The organism is Cellulosimicrobium cellulans (assembly GCF_006539945.1).
GTDB lineage: Bacteria > Actinomycetota > Actinomycetes > Actinomycetales > Cellulomonadaceae > Cellulosimicrobium > Cellulosimicrobium cellulans.
Genome location: NZ_BJNZ01000005.1, coordinates 148,636 through 167,105, shown reverse-complemented (window position 1 = coordinate 167,105; position 18,470 = coordinate 148,636). Strand labels below are relative to the sequence as shown.

The 18,470-nt window shown below is 74.6% G+C and carries 15 protein-coding genes and 1 pseudogene; 9 read left to right on the top strand and 7 right to left on the bottom strand.

The genetic code is table 11. The features are described 5' to 3' along the window. Positions 1 to 8: 8 nt before the first annotated feature. Positions 9 to 647: pseudogene (locus CCE02nite_RS05785) on the bottom strand (type II secretion system F family protein); the annotation flags it as partial. Position 648: 1 nt separating this feature from the next. Beyond that, positions 649 to 1,935 (bottom strand): TadA family conjugal transfer-associated ATPase, encoded by a 1,287-nt coding sequence (locus CCE02nite_RS05780; protein WP_141388796.1) that lies wholly within the window; start codon positions 1,933 to 1,935, stop codon positions 649 to 651. Positions 1,936 to 2,137: 202 nt separating this feature from the next. Here CCE02nite_RS05780 and CCE02nite_RS05775 point away from each other — a divergent pair, with 202 nt between their 5' ends. Next, the gene (locus tag CCE02nite_RS05775; protein ID WP_141388703.1) at positions 2,138 to 3,373 is read left to right on the top strand and encodes a pyridoxal phosphate-dependent aminotransferase; all 1,236 of its coding nucleotides are present in this window, start codon (positions 2,138 to 2,140) and stop codon (positions 3,371 to 3,373) included. A 63-nt stretch (positions 3,374 to 3,436) separates the two neighbouring features. On the opposite strand, the gene CCE02nite_RS05770 is transcribed toward CCE02nite_RS05775, so the two are convergent. From CCE02nite_RS05770 to CCE02nite_RS05760, 3 genes are all read right to left on the bottom strand, one after another. Further along, complete coding sequence (locus tag CCE02nite_RS05770) at positions 3,437 to 4,798, bottom strand: LCP family protein (protein ID WP_255318663.1); 1,362 nt, start codon at positions 4,796 to 4,798, stop codon at positions 3,437 to 3,439. Between the two features lie 90 nt (positions 4,799 to 4,888). Further along, on the bottom strand, positions 4,889 to 7,153 hold the full coding sequence (locus tag CCE02nite_RS05765) for an esterase-like activity of phytase family protein (RefSeq protein ID WP_141388702.1): 2,265 nt from the start codon (positions 7,151 to 7,153) through the stop codon (positions 4,889 to 4,891). An 85-nt stretch (positions 7,154 to 7,238) separates the two neighbouring features. After that, positions 7,239 to 8,474, bottom strand: coding sequence for a multidrug effflux MFS transporter (locus tag CCE02nite_RS05760; protein ID WP_141388701.1), 1,236 nt, complete (start codon positions 8,472 to 8,474; stop codon positions 7,239 to 7,241). Between the two features lie 102 nt (positions 8,475 to 8,576). Between CCE02nite_RS05760 and CCE02nite_RS05755 the strand changes: the two genes are divergently transcribed. Beyond that, the gene (locus CCE02nite_RS05755; RefSeq protein WP_141388700.1) at positions 8,577 to 9,344 is read left to right on the top strand and encodes an SOS response-associated peptidase; all 768 of its coding nucleotides are present in this window, start codon (positions 8,577 to 8,579) and stop codon (positions 9,342 to 9,344) included. A gap of 24 nt (positions 9,345 to 9,368) precedes the next feature. Here the strand turns inward: CCE02nite_RS05755 and CCE02nite_RS05750 are convergent, their stop codons facing one another. Both CCE02nite_RS05750 and CCE02nite_RS05745 read right to left on the bottom strand, forming a co-directional pair. Beyond that, entirely contained in the window at positions 9,369 to 10,454 is a 1,086-nt protein-coding gene (locus CCE02nite_RS05750; RefSeq protein ID WP_308463681.1) for an adenylate/guanylate cyclase domain-containing protein, read from the bottom strand. Between the two features lie 109 nt (positions 10,455 to 10,563). Further along, entirely contained in the window at positions 10,564 to 11,442 is an 879-nt protein-coding gene (locus tag CCE02nite_RS05745; RefSeq protein ID WP_141388699.1) for a biotin--[acetyl-CoA-carboxylase] ligase, read from the bottom strand. 250 nt (positions 11,443 to 11,692) lie between these two features. On the opposite strand from CCE02nite_RS05745, the gene CCE02nite_RS05740 reads away from it, so the two are divergent. The 7 genes from CCE02nite_RS05740 (at position 11,693) to CCE02nite_RS05710 (ending at position 18,355) form a co-directional block, all read left to right on the top strand. Further along, positions 11,693 to 13,264, top strand: coding sequence for an acyl-CoA carboxylase subunit beta (locus tag CCE02nite_RS05740; RefSeq protein ID WP_141388793.1), 1,572 nt, complete (start codon positions 11,693 to 11,695; stop codon positions 13,262 to 13,264). 49 nt (positions 13,265 to 13,313) lie between these two features. After that, positions 13,314 to 13,832, top strand: coding sequence for a hypothetical protein (locus CCE02nite_RS05735; protein WP_141388698.1), 519 nt, complete (start codon positions 13,314 to 13,316; stop codon positions 13,830 to 13,832). Beyond that, positions 13,829 to 14,089: an acyl-CoA carboxylase epsilon subunit gene (locus tag CCE02nite_RS05730; protein ID WP_053371138.1), complete on the top strand. Its 261-nt coding sequence runs from the start codon at positions 13,829 to 13,831 to the stop codon at positions 14,087 to 14,089. The genes CCE02nite_RS05735 and CCE02nite_RS05730 overlap by 4 nt, the downstream gene beginning before the upstream one ends. Further along, positions 14,086 to 14,880, top strand: a complete 795-nt coding sequence (locus tag CCE02nite_RS05725) for a hypothetical protein (RefSeq protein WP_141388697.1) — start codon at positions 14,086 to 14,088, stop codon at positions 14,878 to 14,880. Before CCE02nite_RS05730 ends, CCE02nite_RS05725 begins: the two co-directional genes overlap by 4 nt. A gap of 10 nt (positions 14,881 to 14,890) precedes the next feature. Continuing rightward, positions 14,891 to 16,633 (top strand): DUF885 domain-containing protein, encoded by a 1,743-nt coding sequence (locus tag CCE02nite_RS05720; protein WP_141388696.1) that lies wholly within the window; start codon positions 14,891 to 14,893, stop codon positions 16,631 to 16,633. An 80-nt stretch (positions 16,634 to 16,713) separates the two neighbouring features. Next, positions 16,714 to 17,634, top strand: coding sequence for an AEC family transporter (locus CCE02nite_RS05715; RefSeq protein ID WP_141388695.1), 921 nt, complete (start codon positions 16,714 to 16,716; stop codon positions 17,632 to 17,634). Positions 17,635 to 17,695: 61 nt separating this feature from the next. Further along, complete coding sequence (locus CCE02nite_RS05710; protein WP_141388694.1) at positions 17,696 to 18,355, top strand: Maf family protein; 660 nt, start codon at positions 17,696 to 17,698, stop codon at positions 18,353 to 18,355. The last annotated feature ends 115 nt before the right edge of the window (positions 18,356 to 18,470 follow it).

Below are 18,470 nucleotides of genomic sequence, written 5' to 3'. Positions count from 1 at the left end.
GCCGGATGCTCGCCACGGGTCCGCGCGTCCTCCCGCAGGAACGCGGAGAGGGTGCGCAGGAGCCGCCCCAGGTCGGTCCCGCCCACGTCACGCGTCAGGCGCAGCGACTCCACGATGCGGTCGGCCACCGGGTCCGCGAGCCGTTCCTTGAGCCGGTCCAGACAGTCCCCGAAGCGCCCCGAGGCGCGGTAGTCCACCGCGAACCGGGCGAACGGCTCTCGCAGCTCCGCCGGGCCGCGCTCACCCAGCTGGCCGACGGCCTCGGGCAGCGACAGGCCCGCGCGGACACCGGAGGCGAGGTGGTCCAGCACCTCGGGCCACACGTCGCGCAGCCGCGCCCTCCGGCGTCGGGCACGAGAGCGCACGAGGAGCACCGGCAGCGACGCGGCGATCGCCCCGAAGCACGCGGCGATCGTGACCGACCCCGCGAGGACCGTCGCGACGAGGAGGACCACGAGCCCCACACCCGCGCTCGTCGCGACCAGGGCGCCCGGCGTCACGGAGGGCGCACCCGCCTGCACGAGGAGGTCCTGGGTGCGGGCCGCCCAGCCGTCCGCACGGCGCTCCCGGGGCAGGCCCGGCGTCCAGAACGACCACCAGACGCAGAACAGGCCCGCACCGAGCAGGAACCCCACGACCACGCCCACGTCAGCCCTCCCCCGACCGCGCCGTGCAGGCCGAGGCGCCCGAGACGAGCGCGCGCCCGGGGTGCAGCACGGCTGCCAGGTCGATCCCTGCACGCGCGAACCGGTCCGCGCCGGGCGGGAACCCGTCCGCCCGCACCAGGCGGTCTCCGGACCGGACGAAGATCTCCGCGGCCTCCACCACGCCCTGCTCGACCCGCCCCGTGACCCCCAGGACCTCGCGCACGACCCGCCGGCCGTCGACGTCGACGCCGAGGTGGACGACGAGGTCGATCGCGGACGCGACGGTGGGCACCACGAAGCGGTCGGAGACGTTCTCGCCCGCGAGCAGCGGCAGCGTGCACATCTTGGTGATCGCCTCGCGAGCCGAGTTCGCGTGCAGGGTGCACATCCCGGGAACTCCGGCGTTCAACGCGACAAGGAGGTCGAAGCTCTCCGCCTCGCGGACCTCCCCGATGACGATCCGGTCCGGGCGCATGCGCAGCGCCTCCTTCACGAGGCGCCGCAACGGGATCTCGCCGGTCCCCTCGAGGCTCGCCTGACGGCACTGCATGGACACGACGTCCCGCACGGCGAACCGGAGCTCGAACACCTCCTCGCACGTGACGACGCGCTGCGTGGGCGGGACCGAGCCCGCGAGGGCGTTGAGCATCGTCGTCTTGCCCGCCTGGGTGGCCCCCGCGACGAGGATGTTCAGCCCGGCGCGGACCGAGGCGTCGAGGAACGCCGCCGCCTGCGGGGTGAGCGAGCCGAGCCGCACGAGGTCGTCGACGTGCGACGCACGGACCACGTGCTTGCGGATGTTGACCGCCCACGCGGTGCGCGTGACGTCAGGGATCACCACGTGGAGCCGCTCGCCGCCGGGCAACGACGCGTCGACGAACGGGCTCGACAGGTCCAGCCGGCGCCCGGACGAGCGCAGCATCTGCTCGACGAGGTCGCGCACCTGCTCCGCGGTGAGGATCGTCGTCGTGAGCTCGGACCGGCCGCCCCGCGCGACGAACACCTGCGAGGGCGCGTTGATCCAGATCTCCTCGATCTCCGGGTCGTCGAGGTACGGCTGGAGCGGTCCGAGGCCGGCCACCGAGTCGACCACCGCACGACCGGCTGCCGTCGGGTCGGCGAGCGGCGCGACGGCGCCGAGCGCGCTCCGCGTCTCGTAGTCGGCGACCGCCTCGCGGACGAGCTCGTCGACCGCCGCCCGGTCCCGCACGGGGTCCACCCCGCGCCGCCGGACGAGCTCGCGCACCTCGCCCTCGAGCACGCCGACGGCGTGCGTGTCCGTAGACATGTCGAGCATTCCCCCTGCTCTGCTGGCCGGCTGCCCCGCCGGACCGTGAAGACCTGACCGAGAGAGTAGGGCATCCGAGCGTCTCGCCGCAGGGCCCTGTGGACGACGGCGCCTCGCACCCGCGGATCACCGCGCTCGCTCAGCGGGAACCCGACGGCGGCGTCCCACATCGTGGGCGTGGGCACGACTAGGGTCGGTGTCCATGACGGCCACGAACGACCTCCCGCCCGGCCGCTGGCAGGCAGCCGCCCGTGCCACCGGCCTCCTCGGGGCGGACGGTGCGGTGGCGGCGACGGTCTTCGCCGAGATGACCGCCCTCGCGCACCGCACGGGCGCGATCAACCTGGGGCAGGGCTTCCCGGACGTCGACGGCCCGGCGACGGTCAAGCACGCGGCGGTCCGCGCGATCGAGGAGGGCCACAACCAGTACCCGCCGGGCCCGGGCATCCTCGAGCTGCGCAACGCGGTCGCGAGCCACCAGTACCGGCACTACGGGCTGGACCCCGACCCGGAGACCGAGGTCCTGGTGACGACCGGCGCGACGGAGGCCCTCGCCGCGACGATCCTCGCGCTGGCCGGACCGGGGGACGACGTCGTCACGCTCGAGCCGTTCTACGACTCCCACGCCGCGTGCATCGCGCTCGCGGGGGCGAACCACGTCACCGTCCCCCTCGTGCCCGGCCCGGACCGCTTCCGCCTCGACCGCGACGCCCTGCGCGCGGCCGTCACCGACCGCACGCGCCTCATCCTCGTGAACTCGCCGCACAACCCGACGGGCACGGTGCTCGACCTCGACGAGCTCGACGCGATCGCGGCCGTCGCGCGCCGCCACGACGCGGTCGTCGTCACGGACGAGGTCTACGAGCACCTGACGTTCGACGACGCCCGGCACGTGCCGGTCGCGACCCTGCCGGGGATGCGGCAGCGCACGATCACGATCTCCTCGGCCGGCAAGACGTTCTCCTTCACCGGCTGGAAGATCGGCTGGCTGCACGGCCCGGAGCCGCTCGTCACCGCGGTGCGCACGGTCAAGCAGTTCCTCACCTACGCGTCGGGTGCGCCGTTCCAGCCCGCGATCGCCGACGCGCTGTCCGACGACGAGACGCCGCGCGCGCTGGCGGACTCGCTCGCCACGCGCCGGGACCTGCTGTGCGAGGGGCTGGTCCGGGCCGGGTTCGACGTCGTCGTGCCGCAGGGGACGTACTTCGTCATCGCCGACGGCGCCCCGCTCGGCTTCGAGGACGGCACCGCCCTGTGCCGCGAGCTGCCCGCCCTCGCGGGCGTCGTCGCCGTCCCTGTGAGCGCGTTCTGCACGCCGGGTTCGACGACGGCCCGTGCGCTCGCCTCGCGCGTGCGGTTCACGTTCGTCAAGCGTGAGGACGTGCTGCACGAGGCGGTGGACCGCCTGGCCCGGCTCGGCACGACGCCGCGCCCCTGAACGGGAACCTCTGCGGCCTCGTCGCCCCGATCGAGCCCGCGTCCGGGCCCGCGAGGTCGTCGGCTAGGGGCACACCCCGGGTTGCAGCTCTTCCTCGACCGGCGTCTCGGGCGTCGTTCCCGGGGCGGTCGTTCCCGGGTCGGTGGTCCCGGGGTCGGTCGTCCCGGGGTCGGTCGTCCCCGGGTCCGCCCCGGTCGCCGGGTCGGTCGTGCCGCCCGCGGGCGCCGTCGCGTCGTCGCGCGGATCGACGGGCTCGTGACCGGGCGCGGGCGCGTCGTCGATGAGCCGCTGCCAGATCGCGTCGGCCTCCGACGTCCACTCGACGCGGTTGCGGTCGCTCGCCGCCTCGACGACGGGGACCTGCGTGAAGACGACCTCCGACGGCTTGATCGCGCGGAGGCTGAACGCGAGGCCCGCGAGCGCCGTCGGGTCCGCGATGGTGGGGTCCGCGCTGATCGAGCCGAGCACGGCCTCGATGACACCGTAGAGCTGGGGCGAGTTGGTGATGATGTTCTGGGAGAGCAGCTCTCGCACGGCGGAGTCGATGAACGCCTGCTGGCGGGCGATGCGCGTGAGGTCGGACCCCATCTCGAGGCCCATGCCCGTGCCGTGGCGGGCACGGAGAAAGCTGATCGCCTCGTGGCCGTTCAGGGTGTGCTCGCCCTCGGGGAGGTTCAGCGTGCCGTAGTCCGGGTCCTCGACGACGGGCTCCGGGAAGCACATGGTCACGCCCTCGATCGCGTCGACGACGCCGATGACCCCGGTCATCTTGACGACGACGTGGTTGGTGATGGGCACGCCCGTGAGGTCCTGCACCGCGGTGATGGTGCACGCGGCGGCGTACGTCATGTCGTCGACGCCGCCGGAGCCGATCTGGAAGGCCTCGTTGAACATCGCGCTGCGCCGCGGCGAGGACATGGACCCGTCGGGGAGGTTGCACGCCGGGAGGGCGACGAGGGAGTCGCGCGGGATCGAGACGACCTCCATGCGGGTGCGGTCACCGGACACGTGCACGATGAACGTGGTGTCCGACCGCATGCCCTCCTCCTTGCCGGCGATCGCCTCGTTCGCGGCGTCGCGGTAGTCCGTGCCCATGACGAGGATGTTGAGCGCCTTGCCGGCGAACGGGTCGGACGGGTCCTTCGGCGGCTCGACCGTCGGCCCGCCGACGACGAGGCCCGACACGTCGCTCACGGTGATCTTCGACTTGAGGTCGAGGTACACGGCTCCTGCGCCGACCGCGACGAACACGAGGGCCCCGGTGAGGACGAGCCCGACGGCCCGCGCGACGCGGTGCGAGCGCAGCGCACGCGCGTGGTGCGGGCCGCCGGAGGGCTTGTCCTCGCCGCCCTTCCGGGAGTGCGTCGTCTGCGGCGCGCGGGGCCGCGAGCGCGGGGACGACGAGGCGGGAGCGGTCGTTGGCACGGTCTGAGGGTAAAGGGTGCGGCGTGGATGCGTGCGCCGAACCAGCAGGAGGACGTGTGAAAGGGCGGCGAAGGACGGACCTGCGGGGTGTCAGCGGTCGCGCACGGCGGCGACCCCGAGGTCGGGCTGGTCGGTGAAGAACCCGTCCATGCCCGCGTCGAGGAAGACGCGGACCTCGCCGGCGAGGTCGCCGTACGCGGCCGGGTCGGCGCTCGAGCGGTACTCCGCGGGCAGGAACTGGTTCTCCGCGCGGAAGGTCCACCCGTGGACCTCCAGACCCGCGCGGTGCGCGTCACGGATGACGGGCGTCGGCGTGCCGAGCGTCCCGTCGGCGCGGCGCGGGATCATGACGTTCTTCTCGAGCCCGACGCCGTCGGCGTACCGCGCGATCTCCCGCAGGCCGGTGCGCGTGACCAGGTCGGCGTACGTGCGCGGGTCGCCCGCGGCGACGAGGTCGTAGGGGGCGCCGGTACTGCTGACGAGCTGCGCGAGGTCGACCTTCGTCAGGCGGTCGAGCTCGCGCAGGTTGCCCGTCTCGAACGACTGCACGATGACGGGCGCCTCGCGCGAGTCGAGCCCCGCGTCGCGCAGCGCGGCGACGAGCGGTTCCTCGAGCGACAGCCCGACCGCGTCGAAGTAGGTCGGGTGCTTGGTCTCGGGGTACACCCCGACCTGCTTCCCGTCGCACGTCTCGGAGTGCCGGGCGAGGTCGAGGACCTCGGCGAGGGTCGGGACCGGGTAGAGGCCGTCGAACGCCGTGCTCTGCGGGCGGAGGGCCGGGATGCGCTCCTTCGCGCGCAGGGTGCGCAGCTCGGCGAGCGTGAAGTCCTCCGTGAACCACCCGGTGACCGCGGTGCCGTCGATCGTCTTCGTCGTGCGGCGGTCCGCGAACTCGGGGTGCTGCGCGACGTTCGTCGTGCCCCCGATCTCGTTCTCGTGCCGGGCGACGAGCACGCCGTCCTGGGTGGAGACGACGTCGGGCTCGATGAAGTCGGCGCACTGGAGGATCGCCTGCTCGTACGCGGCGAGCGTGTGCTCGGGGCGGTAGCCGCTCGCGCCGCGGTGCCCCACGACGGTCACGTCGTCGGTCGCGACGCGCTCGCGCCGCAGGTCGACGAGGACCATCTCGGTGTCGTCGGGGGCGCCGGGCACGCGCGCGTCGTTCCCCGGGTAGTTGTTGTCGTTCGCGAGCAGCAGGCGGCCGTCGCGCAGCTGGACGACGGTCTCGAACGACTGCACGGGCAGCGAGAACGGGTCGCCGGTGCCGTAGCCGTCGCCCGCGCCGAGGCCGTGCGGGTTGGCGATCTTCAGCGCGTCGAGCACGAGCTCCTTCTCGAGCCGGCCGGAACGGTCGGCCTCGTCGAGATCGACGCGGTAGACCCGCTTGGTCACCGACTGCGCGCCGTCGAAGTCGTCGCGCTCGACGAGCAGGAGCTCGTCGCCGCGGACCAGGAACGCGTCGCCCACCACGTTGGCGTCGGTGTCCACGCGGTAGGTCCAGGTGCGGTCGGTGTACCGGCCCGCGCGCGTGTCGAACTGGCGCACGACGCGGTCGCGCGGGTCGTCGCCGACGAGCGCGCCCTCGAGCACGGGGTACAGGTAGCGGCCGTCGCGCGAGCCTGCGAGCGCCTCGAACCCGCGGCTCGACCCGACGAGCGGCGTCTCCCCGGGCGCGAGGTGCGGGTTGGCGGGCGACTTGCCGTCGGGGAACGGCACGGGCGGGGCGAGGAGCGCACCCGTCGCGTCGACGTGCAGGAGGAAGGGCCCGAACTCCTCCCCGATCCAGAAGGTGCCGTCCTTGGCACGCACGACGGACTCGATGTCGAAGTCGGCCCCGGTGAGGAGCCGCTCCTCGGTGTCCTCGTGGACGATCGGGAAGTCGACGAGGTGGTCCGGGTCGCGCAGCGAGAGGTGCTCGCCGACCTCGATCTCGCCGGCGCCACCCCGCGCCGTCTCCCAGTGGGGCGTGACGCGGTAGAGGCGCAGGAGGAAGTCGGCCGAGTTGCCCTTCGCGCCGAACCCGTTGTCCGGCTGGGCCCAGAACGTCCCGTCGCCGTTGTCGATCATGGCCGAGAAGCCGGGGACCACCTGGCCGTCGAACGGCCCCTGGCGGCCGTTGGCGGGGGTCACGAGGGCGCCGGACGGCGGGCCCTCCTCGAGGTGGTCGGCGGAGAGGGTCGCGCGCGCGACGAGCGTGGGGACGACGGCGGTCGTGCGGACGGGGCCGGCTCCCTCGCCGGGGCGGGCGGTGAGGCCGCTCGGTGCGGCGGCGAGCGCCGTCGCGGAAGGCGTCAGCGCGACGGCGACGGCGACGGTGAGCGCGGCGGCGACCTTGAGCACGGCTGTGGGTCTCATGGGAGCCAGCCAAGCGCCGCCCGGCGACGCGGGGGTTGCGGGCGGGCGACGGGTGGTCGACGAGCGCGTGGCGCGCCGGTGACCGTCAGACCGGCGTGTGCCACCCGCCGCGGCGGAACGCGGGCGTGGCGAGGGCGAGCACGAGCAGCGACGCCACGACGGCGCCGAGCATGACGGTGGCCATCGCGACGGCGTCGCCCCCGAGCACGCCCACGAGCGGGCTCACGAGCCCGGCGACGCCGGACTGGAACGCCCCGATGACGGCCGCGGCGGTGCCCGCGATCTCGCCGTGCCGGGTGAGCGCGAGCGCCGACGCGTTCGCGGGGATCATGCCCTGCATCGACAGGACGAGGAACAGTGCCGCGACGATGCCCACGATGCCGCCCGCGCCGGTCAGGGCGACCACGAGCAGCCCCACGGTGAACACCCCCTGCACGACGAGCGCGACCCGCAGCAGGCGCATGGGCGCCACGCGACGCACGAGCGCGGCGTTGGCCTGCGCGGAGAGCACGAGGCCGACGCCGTTGACCGCGAAGAGCAGCGCGAACTGGCCGTGGCTGAGCCCGTACCCCTCCTGGAGGACGAACGGCGAGCCGACGACGTAGCTCATGAGCACGGCCTGGCCGAGCCCGGGCAGGACGGCGAGCGCGACGAAGTGGCGGTCGCGCAGCAGGCTCGCGTAGCCCCGCAGGACGGTGCGCGCCCCGGCGGGCCGCCGCCGCTCGACCGGGAGCGACTCCGGCATCCAGAGCAGGACGACGGCGGCGAGCGCGAGCCCGGCGGCCGCGAGCACCCAGAACACCGCGTGCCACGAGGCGTGCGCGCCGATGAACGACCCGATCGACGGCGCGAGGAGGGGCGCGAGCCCGATGACGAGCATGAGCCGCGAGAGGATGCGCGCGGCGTCGGAGCCGGTGAAGCGGTCGCGGATGGCGGCGATCGCGACGACGGACGCGGACGCGTTGAAGAAGCCCTGGAGCACGCGCAGCCCGATGAGGATCCCGATGTTGGGTGCCATCGCGCACAGGATCGAGGTCACGACGTGCAGCGACAGGCCGACGAGGACGGGCAGGCGACGGCCGTACCGGTCGGAGAGCGGACCGATGACGAGCTGCCCGACGGCCCCGCCGACGAGCATCGCGGAGAGCGTGAGCTGCGCGAGGGAGTCCGGGGCCCCGAGGTCCGCGCCGACCTCGGGCAGCAGCGGGAGGTACATGTCGACCGTGAGCGCGGGGAGCGTCGCGAGTGCTCCGAGGAGCAGCACCCAGCGGGCGGACGATCTCGGTCGGGGCACGGCGGGGTCGACCGAGGAAGAGGGCATGGCGTCCATCGTATCGATTCGATCGCGCGCGACGCGGCGCCTCGGGCGTGAGCCTGATCTCCCTCACGGCCGCGCGTGGGTGGCGTGCGGCAGGCTGGAGGCATGTGCGGACGCTATGCCTCCTTCCGGGACGCGCAGGACCTCGCGGACGAGTTCGCGATCGCGGACGTGGCCGACGACGCGCGGCTCCTGCCGCCGTCGTGGAACCTCGCGCCGACGGACCCCGTGCGGATCGTCGTCGAGCGCGCGGCCAAGGACACGGGCGAGGTCCGGCGCTCGCTGCGCCTCGCGCGCTGGGGCCTCGTGCCGTCGTGGTCCAAGGACCCCAGGGGCGGCGCGCGCATGATCAACGCGCGCGCGGAGTCGATCCTCGACAAGCCGGCGTTCGCCAAGCCGTTCGGCGTCCGCCGCTGCCTCGTCCCCGCGGACGGGTACTACGAGTGGCGCGTCCTGCCCGACGGCGCGTCCCCGGCCGGGTCCGCGGGCGCGCCCGCGCGCCGGGGCAAGGCGCCCAAGCAGCCGTACTGGATCGCGCCGGGCGACGGCGAGAGCGCCGCGTTCGCCGGGCTCTACGAGTTCTGGCGCGACCGGACCAAGGCGGACGACGACCCGGACCGCTGGCTCGTCTCGACGACGATCATCACGACGGACGCGGCGCCGTACCTCGCCGAGATCCACGACCGCATGCCGCTCGCCCTGCCCGCCGACGCGTGGGACGCGTGGCTCGACCCGGCGGTCGACGCCCGCGGGGCGGCCGACCTGCTCGGCCTCGGCGGCCCGCACGACGACGTCCCGATGGTCGCGCGCGAGATCTCGACCCTGGTCAACTCCGTGACGAACGACGGGCCCGGCCTGCTCGAGGCCGTCTGACCCGGTCGCCGCGTCGGCAGCCCGTCAGCCGCGGTAGGCCCACTGGAGGCGCACGGGCTCGATCGTGCCGAGCCCCTGCACCTCGGTCTCCGGCTGCGCCGTGAGCGCGAAGCGCTGGTCGCCCGCGAGCAGGCCCGCGGTGTCGCGGTCGACGAGGACCGTCGTCGGCTCGGCGATGTCGACGAGGCGGGCGGCGAGGTTGACGCTCGGCCCGAACACGTCGCCGAACCGCGAGAGCACCCGGCCCCACACGAGGCTCACGCGGACGGGCGGGACGTCGACGTCCTCCTCCCGCCCGCCCGCCTCGGCCAGGCCGAGCGCGACGCGCGCCCCGGTCGCGACGTCGTCGGCGACGTAGAGCACCGCGTCGCCGATCGTCTTGACGACACGCCCGCCCGCGGCGGTGATGACGTCGCGCGCGCTCGTCTCGAAGAGCTGGACGAACTCTGCGAGCTCGCTCGACCCCAGCCCGCGCGTGCGCTGCGTGAAGGAGACGATGTCCGCGAACCCGACCGCGCGCGGGAGCGGGAGCTCGTGCTCGTCGACCGCGGTGGCGCGCGCGTCCGAGAACTCGACGGCGAACCTCCCGGCGACCGCCGCGAGCTGGCGGCGCCACGCGTGCAGGAGCTGCTCCTCGAGGACGGGCGCCAGCTCCGGCAGCCGGTCGAGGACGAGCAGGCGCGCGCTCGTGTCGTCGAGGTCGAACCGGCGCGTCAGGTGCTCGACGAGCGCCTCGACCTGCCAGAGCACGAGCCGCTCCGTCGTGTGCCCGGTGGAACGGATGAGGGTCGTCAGCGCGCGCTCGTCGAGCCGCTCCGTCTCGGCGAAGGCGAACACGTCCGCGAGCGCCTGCGCGTCCCTCTCGGTGAACGCGTGCTCCTCGCCCTCGGTGAGCGGGAGACCCAGCGCCTGCCAGTAGGCGCGGACCCGGTCCTCGCCGACGCCGGCGCGCTCGGCGAGCCGCTCGACGGTGAGCGTGCGGGGGCCGCCCAGCAGCGCCTCGTCGGGCACCGCCTCCGCCTCGGTGTCCGGGGCCGGCTCGCCGCCCTCCCCGCCGTCCGGAGACGGGATGGTGGGGTCGGGCTGGTTCTGCTCAGGGTCCGCGGGCACCCGGCGATCCTATTCCTCGGCCTGGGTCGGCGAGATCGGCGGTGGCGCTCGAGATCGGCGGTCGTGACCGCCGATGTCGTCCCGGACTGCCGATCTCGGGCGCAGGCCGTCAGTCGTGCGGGCGCAGGTGGTGGACGTCGCCGCTGTGGTGGACGCTCGTCGTCCCGTCGTCCTCGCGCACCACCAGGCCGCCGTCGGGCGCGAGCCCGGTCGCGAGCCCGACGACGTCACCGCCCGCCACCCGCTCGACGCGCACGCGCGTGCCGAGCGTGGCGCTGACCTCGGCGCAGTCGGCGTCGAGCCCGGCCGCGTGGGCGTCGCCCCCGGCGTCCTGCCAGCGCACGAGGACCTCGCCGAACGCCTCGTGGAGTGCCACGAGAACGATCTCCCGGTCGGTCGTCGCGGCGCCCGCGAGCGCGAGCGACGTGGCCGTGGGGACGGGCAGCTCGTCGCGCCGCTGCGAGACGTTGAGGCCGACCCCGACGACGACGCCGCCGTCCGGCAGGACCTCGGCGAGGATGCCTGCCACCTTGCGCAGCGGGGCAGACGCGCCCGCGCCCGGGTCGGGCACGAGGACGTCGTTCGGCCATTTGACGACCGCGTCGACCCCGGCGGTCGCGCGCAGCGCGCGGGTGGTCGCGAGCCCGGCGAGGAGCGGGAGCCAGCTCAGCGCCTCGCGCGGCACATCGGGGCGCAGGAGGAGCGAGCCGAGGAGCGCAGCGCGCGGCGGGGTCGTCCACGAGCGGCCCAGCCGGCCACGCCCTCCGGGCTGGTGCTCGGCGACGAGGAGCGCCGGTGCCGGCCAGGCGCCCGGGTCGGCGGCGACCGCACGGGCGAGCTCGGCGTTCGTCGAGGCCGACTCGGGGACGACCTCGAGCCGGGCGAGCGGCCCCGCGGGCGTCACGAGCAGCTCCCGCAGAAACTCCGCCCGCAGCGGGGGCCGCCCCTCGCCGTCGGGCCTGGTCTCGTCGTCGCGCGTGCTCGCCATGCCCGTCATCCTCCCGCACGCGGACGGTCCGGCACGAGGGCGGCCCGGCGGTCCGCGCACCCGGCCGCACGCCCCCTGCGCCCGGGCCGGGGTTTGTCGACACCCACCAAGACCCGCCCCGGCCGTGCTGGCGTCGCCCGCATCGAGTTGGCGCCACCCGCCAACTAGGCTCAGGTCCGTGACGGACTCTGCGACCACCTCGCCCGCGACGCCCGAGGCACCCCCGACATCGCCCGACGCGCCCCACCTCGTGGGCACCGCGGCCAAGCTCGCCGACCTCGACCGTCGCCGGGCCGAGGCGACCGAGCTGCCCGAGGAGACGGCGCGGGCCAAGCAGCACGCGCGCGGCAAGAAGACGGCGCGCGAGCGCATCGAGGCGCTGCTCGACGAGGGCAGCTTCGTCGAGCTCGACGCCTTCGCCAAGCACCGCTCGCACAACTTCGGGCTGGAGAAGAAGCGCCTGGCGGGGGACGGCGTCGTCGTCGGCCACGGCACGATCGACGGCCGCCAGGTGTGCGTGTACTCGCAGGACTTCACCGTGTTCGGCGGGAGCCTGGGCGAGGTGCACGGCCAGAAGATCACCAAGGTCCAGGACCTCGCGCTGCGCACGGGCGTGCCGCTCATCGGCATCTCCGACGGCGGCGGGGCGCGCATCCAGGAGGGTGTCGCGGCGCTCACGCAGTTCGCGGAGATCTTCCGCCGCAACGTCGCGTCGTCGGGCGTGATCCCGCAGATCTCGCTCATCCTCGGCCCCAGCGCGGGCGGCGCGGTGTACTCCCCCGCGCTGACCGACTTCATCGTCATGGCGGACAAGACGTCCAACATGTTCATCACCGGACCGGACGTCATCCGCGCGGTGACGGGCGAGGACGTGGGCTTCGAGGAGCTCGGCGGCGGGCTGACGCACAACGAGAAGTCCGGCGTCGCGCACTACCTCGGCGCGGACGAGGACGACGCGATCGACTACGTGCGCCACCTCGTGTCCTACCTGCCGCAGAACAACCTCTCGGACGCGCCGTCGTTCCCGCCCGACGACGTCGAGCTCGACGTCACGGAGGAGGACCTCGAGCTCGACGCTCTCGTGCCCGACTCGGACTCGCAGCCGTACGACATGCGCACGGTGATCGAGCACGTGCTCGACGAGGGCGCGTTCCTCGAGGTGCAGCCGCTGTTCGCGAAGAACGTGCTCGTCGGGTTCGGGCACGTGGAGGGCCAGTCGGTCGGCGTCGTCGCGAACCAGCCGCTCGCGATGGCGGGCACGCTCGACATCGACGCCGCGGAGAAGGCGGCCCGGTTCGTGCGCACGTGCGACGCGTTCAACATCCCCGTGCTCACGCTCGTGGACGTCCCGGGCTTCCTGCCGGGCGTCGACCAGGAGCACCAGGGCATCATCCGCCGCGGCGCGAAGCTCATCTACGCCTATGCCGAGGCCACGGTCCCCCTCGTCACCGTCATCACGCGCAAGGCGTACGGCGGGGCGTACATCGTCATGGGCTCCAAGCAGCTCGGCGCCGACGTCAACCTCGCGTGGCCGACGGCGCAGGTCGCCGTGATGGGCGCGGGCGGTGCGGTGAACATCCTCCAGCGGGCGGCGCTCAAGCGTGCGGCGGACGCCGGTGACGACGTCGAGGCGGAGCGCGCCCGGCTCGTCGCCGAGTACGAGGACGCGATCGTCAACCCGTGGGACGCCGCCGAGCGCGGGTACGTCGACGCGGTCATCCGTCCTTCGGAGACGCGCGTCCAGGTCGTGCGCGCGCTGCGGGCGCTGCGCACCAAGCGCGCGACCCTGCCGCCCAAGAAGCACGGCAACATCCCGCTGTGACCGCGAGCGAGCACCAGCGCCCGACGAACCTCGCGAGGAAGGACCACGCATGAGCCACGACGACGCCACGCACGGACCCGTGCCGCTCGGGTCGGTGGACCCGGCGCCGCTGCACGCCGCGGTCGACGCGCTCACGGCGGCGCTGCACGAGTACGTCGAGACGGCCGTCGGGGTGCGGGCCGAGTTCGGGGCGTCCGAGGCGGACGAGGACCCGCGCGTCCTCGCGCTCGAGGGCCGCATCGGCGCGCTCAACGCCCGGCTGTTCGACGAGCTGCACGGCGCGCTCGGCATCCACGCCGACCTCACGACGTCGGTGTGGGACCCGGGCGCCGACGAGGAGGTCGACGACGACGCCTCGCCGGCCGACGTGCAGGACGACACCTTCACCCTCGACTACGTCGTCATGACGCACCCCGGCGGGCCGGACCTCGACGACGTCGTCGGGCTCCTGGACCGGTGGGGCCACGAGGCGCGCGAGCGGCTCGTCGAGGCGGGCTACGCCGTCCCGGAGTGGGGCGTGGGACGCGGGGCGGACGACGACCACGACCACGACGAGGACGACGAGTGAGCACGCCGCGGCCCGACGCCCCGAGCGTCCGCGTCGTGCGCGGGGCGCCCGACGAGCTGGAGGTCGCCGCGCTCGTCGCCGGTCTCGCCGCGGCCGCCGCCGCGAGCGGACTGCCCGACGACGTCGCGCCCGTCGACGAGTGGACCAACCGGGCGCGCGGGCTGCGCGGGACCGGGGACGGCGCGACCGCGAAGAGCTTCGGCGGGCGCTCCGGGCGGCACAACGCCGACTCGTGGCGCTGGAGCCTGCGATCGTGACGGCACCGAGCGCGTCGCCCCGCGTGCGCCGTCTGCCCGAGCGGGGCGTGCTGGTCGAGCTCCCCGCCTCCGCCGACGAGGTCGAGGCGGACCCCACCGGCCTGCCGGCGGTGGAGCCCGTGCCGGGCTGGCGCCGCTGGGCCTGGGCCGTGGCGTTCGTGCCGACCGTCGCGCTGCTCGTCTACCAGCGCCTAGCGTCGGGCCGCGGCTGGCCCGTGCCCGACGCCGTCGTGGTGGTCGCGACGCTGGGGCTCCTCGTCACGGCCCTGCTCGCGCTCGTGCGCTACCAGGACGACCGGGTGGTGGAGGGGCTCGCCCGCGGCCGCGACGCGCTGCTCGCCGCACCGGTCCGGGCGACCGGGACGCTCGTGCTCCCCGGGGTCGGGGCCGTGGACTCGACCACGGGCACCGCCGAGGGCAGGGCTGCGGGCGGCGCGCCGGGCTCGGCGACGGGCACCGGGACGGCGGGTCCCTCGGTCGTGCGGGCGACGCTGGTCGTGACCACCGCGTCGGGCGCGAGGACCGCACGCCCGGCGCGCGTCGTCGTGCCCGCCGGCACCGCGGGCCCGCGTCCGGGCGACCCGGTCGCCGTCTGGCACGCCGCGGACGACACGGACGCGACGGGCGTGCTCCTGGTGCGCTACCACCGCGCCTGGGCGGACGACCTCGCGGCGGCGCTGCAGGCTCTGTCCGACGACGCTCCCCCCGAGGCCCCGGACACGGACACCACCGGGGACGACCGCGGCGGGACCCCGGGGAATCCGGCAGACCCGCGACCGGCCGCCGAGTAGTCTCGTCCGGGTGAGCGACACCACCACCACACCTGCCGGCGCATCCGCCGGGACTCCCGACCGCACACCCACGCCGATCGACGCCGTCGCCGAGGCCTACGTCGCGCGGATCGCCGAGCTCGACCCGATCGCCGCGACCGCGATGGGGCTGTCCGGCTACGACCACCTCGTCTCCGACCTCTCCCCCGCCGGGCACGACGCGCGGGCCGACGCCGACCGCGCGGTGCTGCGCGAGCTCGAGGGCCTGGAGCCGGTCGACGACGTCGACCGGGTCACCCTCGCGGCGATGCGCGAGCGCGTCGGCCTCCAGCTCGAGCTGCACGAGGCGGGCGAGCCGCTCGCGAGCCTCAACAACATCGCGTCGCCGGTGCAGGAGCTGCGCGACGTCTTCGACATCATGCCGACCGGCACGGTCGAGGCGTGGGAGAACATCGCCTCGCGCCTCAACGCCCTCCCCACCGCGATCGACGGCTACATGGCGTCGCTCACGGAGGCGGCGTCCCGCGGCAACGTCGCCGCGATCCGCCAGGTGCGGATCGGCGTCCAGCAGTCGCGCGAGCTCGCGGACGCGAAGGGCTCGTTCTTCACGACGTTCGTCGCCGGCCCCGAGGCGGACGCGGTCCTCGACGACTCCTCGGCGTGCTCGCTCGTGCGCAAGGAGCTCGAGCACGGTGCCGCCGCGGCGCGCGAGGCCTACGGGCGCCTCGCGGACTTCCTCGAGACGACGCTCGCCCCGCAGGCTCCCGAGCAGGACGCCGTGGGGCGCGAGCGCTACGCGCTCTTCTCGCGCACGTTCCTCGGTGCGCAGGTCGACCTCGACGAGACCTACGCGTGGGGGCTCGAGGAGCTCGCGCGCGTCGTCGCCGAGCAGGAGGAGATCGCGCGTCGCATCGCCGGCCCGGGCGCGAGCGTCGAGGACGCCGTCGCCGCGCTCGACGCCGACCCGACCCGCACGCTGCACGGCACGGACGCCCTGAAGTCGTGGATGCAGGAGACGTCGGACGCCGCGATCAGCGCGCTGAACGGCGTCCACTTCGACGTCCCGACGCCGGTGCTCGACCTCGAGTGCATGATCGCGCCGACCCAGACGGGCGGGATCTACTACACGCCCCCGAGCGACGACTTCTCCCGGCCGGGCCGCATGTGGTGGTCGGTGCCGTCGGACGTCACGGAGTTCAACACCTGGCGCGAGAAGACGACCGTCTACCACGAGGGCGTCCCGGGCCACCACCTCCAGTGCGGACAGGCCGTGTACGCGCGCGCGACGCTCAACACCTGGCGCCGGCTCGCGTGCTGGGTCTCGGGCCACGGCGAGGGCTGGGCCCTGTACGCGGAGCGCCTCATGGCGGACCTCGGGTTCCTCGACGACGACGGCGACCGCCTCGGCATGCTCGACGCGCAGCGCATGCGCGCGGCGCGCGTCGTGCTCGACATCGGCGTGCACCTCGGCCTGCCCGCGCCCGAGGAGTGGGGCGGCGGGACCTGGGACGCGGACAAGGCGCTCACGTTCCTGCGCGCGAACGTCAACATGCCCGACTCGTTCGTGCGGTTCGAGCTCGACCGCTACCTCGGCTGGCCGGGCCAGGCGCCGTCGTACAAGGTCGGGCAGCGCCTGTGGGAGGCCACGCGCGACGACGCGCGCGCGGCGGCCACCGCGCGCGGCGAGGCGTTCGACGCCAAGGCCTTCCACGCACGCGCGCTGAACCTCGGCTCGGTCGGCCTGGACGTGCTGCGCGACGCGCTCTCCTCGTGACCCGGTCGTCGGCACGGCCCGGACCGGCCTCGCGCCGGCCCGGGCCGACCGGCGTCGGTCCTGCCCCGGGGACCTGACGCGTGGGGGCCGTCCTCACCGGTTTCGCCATCATCGCCGTGGTCGTCGCGGCCGGGTACGTCACCTCGCGCCTCGGCATCGGAGGGCCCGACGCGCGGACGGCGCTCAACCGCATCGGGTTCTTCGTCGCGAGCCCCGCGCTGCTGTTCACGGTCCTCGCGCGGGCCGACGTCGGCGCGCTCGTCCAGGCGCCGCTCGCGGTCGCGGCGGCGGCGGCCGTCGTCACCGCGGGCGTGTTCGTGCTCGTCGACCGGCTGTGGCTCCGGCTCCCCGCCCCCGAGGCGACCATCGGCGCCGTCGGCTCGGGCTACGTGAACGCGAACAACATCGGCCTGCCCGTCGCGGTGTACGTGCTCGGCGACGCGACCGCCGTCGTGCCGGTGATCCTGCTCCAGCTCCTCGTGCTCGCGCCGGTCGCGCTGCTCGTCCTCGACGCGACGACGAGCGGGCGGCTGTCCTGGCGCTTCGTGCTCGCCCAGCCCGTGCGCAACCCGATCATCCTCGGGTCGTTCGCGGGCGCCGTCGTCTCCGTGACCGGCTGGACGCCGCCCGTCGCGGTCATGGCGCCGCTCGAGATCCTCGGCGGCGCCGCGATCCCCATGATCCTGCTCGCGTTCGGCATGTCGCTGCACGGCACCAGGCCGCTGCGGCGCGGCGAGCCGCGCGCGGCCGTGGGCGTCGCGAGCGTCGCGAAGCTCCTCGTCATGCCCGTCGTGGCGTTCGTCGTGGCGCGCCTCGTCCTCGGGCTCGACGACGCGGCGGTCGCCTCGGCCGTCACGCTCGCGGCGCTGCCCACCGCCCAGAACGTCTACAACTACGCGGCGCGGTTCGGGCGGGGCGAGATCCTCGCGCGCGACACGATCCTCGTGACGACGATCGGCTCGCCCGTCGTGCTGCTCGTCGCCGCGCTCCTGGTCGCGTAGCGGGATCGTCGAGCAGCCGGTGCAGCCGGTCTCGCGAGTGCTCGACGGGTAGTCTGCGCGGGTGCTCCGACTCGTGCTGGCCTCCCGCTCCCCTGCCCGCCTCGCGACGCTGCGCGCGGCCGGCGTCGAACCCCTCGTGCGCGTGTCGGGCGTCGACGAGGACGCGGTCCTGCAGGCGGCGGCCGCGGAGCGCGGCGGGCTCGACCCCGTGGACGCGGTGCTCGTCCTGGCCCGGGCGAAGGCGGAGGAGATCGTCCGCACGTTCGCCGACGACGGGTCCGGCACGCCGATCGACGACCCCGCGCTGCTCGTCGGCTGCGACTCGATGCTCGAGCTCGACGGCGAGGTGCTCGGCAAGCCCGCCGACGCCGAGGACGCCCGCGCCCGCTGGCGCTCGATGCGCGGCCGGGCCGGCGTCCTGCACACCGGCCACTGGCTCGTCGACCTGCGTCCGCTGTCCGACGGCGGGACCGGAACCGCGACGGGCGCCACGAGCTCGACGACCGTGCACTTCGCGGACCTCACCGACGACGAGATCGACGCGTACGTCGCCACGGGCGAGCCGCTGCACGTCGCGGGCGCGTTCACGGTCGACGGCCTCGGCGGGCCCTACGTCGAGCGCATCGAGGGCGACCACCACGGCGTCGTCGGGATCAGCCTCCCGCTGCTGCGCGCGCTGCTCCGGGAGGCCGGGGTCGCCTGGCACGAGCTGCGTTCCTGAGACCGCGCGACCGCCGTCCGGCGGCCGCGCTCGTTGTGGGTGCCGGACAACCCCACGGGACGCGCGAGGCCCAGGAGCGTGCCGCTATGGAGGTTTCCTCCAACCGCCCCCCATG